Origin of the sequence: Knoellia flava TL1 (genome assembly GCF_000768675.1) — a bacterium.
In the GTDB taxonomy this organism is placed as follows: domain Bacteria; phylum Actinomycetota; class Actinomycetes; order Actinomycetales; family Dermatophilaceae; genus Knoellia; species Knoellia flava.
Map to the genome: position 1 here is coordinate 1 of NZ_AVPI01000079.1, position 3103 is coordinate 3103.

A 3103-nucleotide genomic window follows, 5' to 3' on the forward strand; every position below is an offset into this window, starting at 1 on the left:
CCCGAGCTCGCCGCGGAGGTCGCCGCCATGCGGGCCCGGCGGTCGGCGCGCAAGGACACCTCGCCGCTCATCGCCCGGCTCGACCCGCGTGACCCCGCGGGCTGACCGGGCGCCACACCCGGGACCCACCCCGGCTGGTGCGGGAGCACATGGTCGGTCGTCCGGCGGGACGCGTACGGTCCGGGCATGGGTGACATCGTCGACGCCGGTGGGGTTCGTCAGCACGTGCGGACGTGGGGGCCGGAGGACGGCGTGCCCGTGCTCCTCCTCCACGGCAACTGCTCGTCGGGCGGCTACTGGGAGCCGTTCGTGCGCGACCACATCGGCACGGACGGACCGTGGCGGGTCGTCGCCCCCGACCTGCGCGGGTTCGGCGGGAGCGAGCCGGCACCGGTCGACGCCACCCGCGCCCTGCGCGACTTCGCCGACGACGTCGCGGCGCTCGTCGAGGCGGTCTTCGGTCCGCAGGCCCGACCCGTCGTCGTCGGCCACTCGATGGGGTGCGGAGTGGCGATGCAGTATGCCGTCGACCACCCCGAGCGCGTCGCCGGGCTGCTGCTCACCGCCCCGCTCTCGCCCTACGGCTTCGGGGGCACCCGCGACCTCGACGGCACCCCGACGACGGACGACTTCGCCGGCACCGGCGGCGGCACCGTCAACCCCGACTTCGTCGCCCGCATCGATGCCGGCGACCGCAGCGGCGACGAGCCGACGAGCCCACGCAACGTCATGCGGACGGCATACGTGGCAGACCCCGAGGTCTTCGGCGACGACGAGGACGCCCTCGTGGACACGGTGCTGACGACGGCGACCGGCGACGACCACTACCCGGGCGACTCGGTGTCCAGCGAGAGCTGGCCGATGGTCGGGCCGGGCACGCGCGGAGTCGCCAACGCCATGAGCCCCCGGTGGTTCCGGGTGGCCGAGGAGCTCGTCGACCTCGACCCGAAGCCGCCGGTCGAGTGGCTGTGGGGCACCGCGGACGCGATCGTCAGCGACACCTCGCTCTTCGACATGGCCCACCTCGGCCAGCTCGGCGTCGTGCCCGGCTGGCCCGGGCTCGAGGCCTGCCCGCCGCAGCCGATGGTGGGTCAGACCCGGGCGGTGGTCGAGCGCTATGCCGACGCGGGCGGGACGTTCACCGAGACCCGGCTCGAGGGGTGCGGGCACTCGCCGCACCTCGAGCGCCCCGCGGAGGTCCGCGCCGCGCTCGAGCGGCTCACGCGCGCCGGGGAGCGCTGACCTGCCGCCGGCACCGGCTTCGTAGACTGCCCAGCGTGACGAGCGAGCGCTGGCGGACCCGATGAGGCTGGTCTTCGCCGGCACCCCCGAGACCGCGGTGCCCGCACTCGAGGCGCTCCTCGGCTCCGACCACGAGGTCGTCGCCGTCGTCACGCGGCCCGACGCACGCGCCGGTCGCGGGCGCACGCTGCATCCGTCTCCGGTCAAGGCGGTCGCGCTCGAGCGCGGCATCGAGGTGCTCACGCCGACGTCGCCGAAGGACCCGGACTTCCAGGCCCGGCTGCGCGAGATCGCGCCGGACGCCTGCCCCGTCGTCGCCTACGGCGCGCTCCTGCCGCGCGAGGTCCTCGACGTGCCCACCCACGGTTGGGTCAACCTCCACTTCTCGGTGCTGCCCGCCTGGCGTGGCGCGGCCCCGGTGCAGCGCGCGATCATGGCCGGCGACGAGGCGACCGGCGCGACGACGTTCGTCATCGAGGAGGGCCTCGACACCGGCCCGGTCCTCGGCGTCATGACCGAGACGATCCGCGCCGGCGACACCTCGGGCACCCTGCTCGACCGCCTTGCGCACGCCGGCGCCGGGCTGCTCGTCGCGACGATGGACGGCCTCGCCTCCGGCGACCTCGTGCCCGTGCCGCAGCCCGCCGAGGGCGTCTCGCACGCCGCGAAGCTCACGACCGCCGACGCGCAGGTCACCTGGGCCACCCCCGCGTATGCCGTCGACCGCCACGTGCGCGGGTGCACTCCCGCTCCCGGGGCGTGGACGACCTTCCGGGGCGAGCGCCTCGGGCTCGGTCCCATCACGCTGGCCGACGCCTCCGTCGCCGCCGGCGCGGACGGGGCTGCGCTCGCGCCGGGGGAGATTCTCGCCACGAAGCGAGCCGTCCACGTCGGCACCGCCGCGGGCGCGGTGACGCTGGGAGAGGTGCGCCCGCAGGGCAAGAAGCCGATGGCCGCCGCCGACTGGGCCCGTGGGGTGCGGATCGACGCGGGTGAGGCGTTCGCCGGCGCCACTACGCTGTCCTGATGCCCGCACCCGACCAGCGCCCCCAGCCCCGCCGCCGTCCCTCCGGCGGCGGACGCCCCCACGGGCAGCGCTCGCGCCAGCGGCCGAGCGACCGGGCGAAGCACGCCGAGCCCGCGCGGTTCGCGGCCTACACGCTGCTGCGGGCCGTCGCCGACGGTGCCTACGCCAACCTCGAGCTGCCGTCGATCCTCCGCCGCCACCGGCTCGACACCCGCGACGCCGCCTTCGCGACCGAGCTCGCCTTCGGGACGCTGCGGATGCAGGGGTTCTACGACGCCGTCATCGAGCGCGCGGCCGACCGGGCGACGACGAAGATCGACGCGGGAGTCCTCGACGTCCTGCGGCTCGGCGCCCACCAGCTGCTCGGGATGCGCGTCCCGCCCCACGCCGCCGCAGACCAGACCGTCGGCCTCGCGCGCACCGTGAGCGGGGCCGGTGCCAGCGGCTTCGTCAACGCCGTGATGCGCCGCGTGAGCGAGCGGACCCGCGAGGAGTGGGTCACCGAGGTCGTCCCCGAGGGCGGGTCGACCGCAGCCCTGGCCGTCGAGTACTCCCACCCCGAGTGGGTCGTCAGCGCGCTGCGGGGAGCGCTGCTCGGGCACGGCCGCGCCACCGCCGAGACAGTCGACACCGAGCTGCGCGCGCTCCTCGAGAGCGACAACACCCCCGCGAAGGTGAGCCTCGTGGCCCGACCAGGGCTTGCCTCCGTGGAGGAGCTCGTCGCCGCCGGGGCCACGGCGAGCGAGACGTCGCCGCACGGCGCCGTCCTCGGCTCGGGCGACCCCGGCGCCATCGCCGCGGTCCGGGAGCGGCGCGCCGCGGTGCAGGACGAGG

At 76.0% G+C, this 3103-nt stretch carries 3 protein-coding genes; all 3 read left to right on the top strand.

From position 1 onward, the window contains the following. Positions 1 to 186: 186 nt before the first annotated feature. Positions 187 to 1242 carry an alpha/beta hydrolase gene (locus N798_RS16405; protein WP_035950767.1) on the top strand — a complete coding sequence of 352 codons (1056 nt, stop codon included), beginning with the start codon at positions 187 to 189 and terminating at the stop codon, positions 1240 to 1242. Positions 1243 to 1303: 61 nt separating this feature from the next. Further along, positions 1304 to 2269: a methionyl-tRNA formyltransferase gene (gene fmt, locus N798_RS16410; RefSeq protein WP_035950770.1), complete on the top strand. Its 966-nt coding sequence runs from the start codon at positions 1304 to 1306 to the stop codon at positions 2267 to 2269. Further along, a partial coding sequence (locus N798_RS16415; protein ID WP_035950773.1) for a transcription antitermination factor NusB occupies positions 2269 to 3103 on the top strand: 835 nt, incomplete at its 3' end. The genes fmt and N798_RS16415, both read left to right, overlap by 1 nt.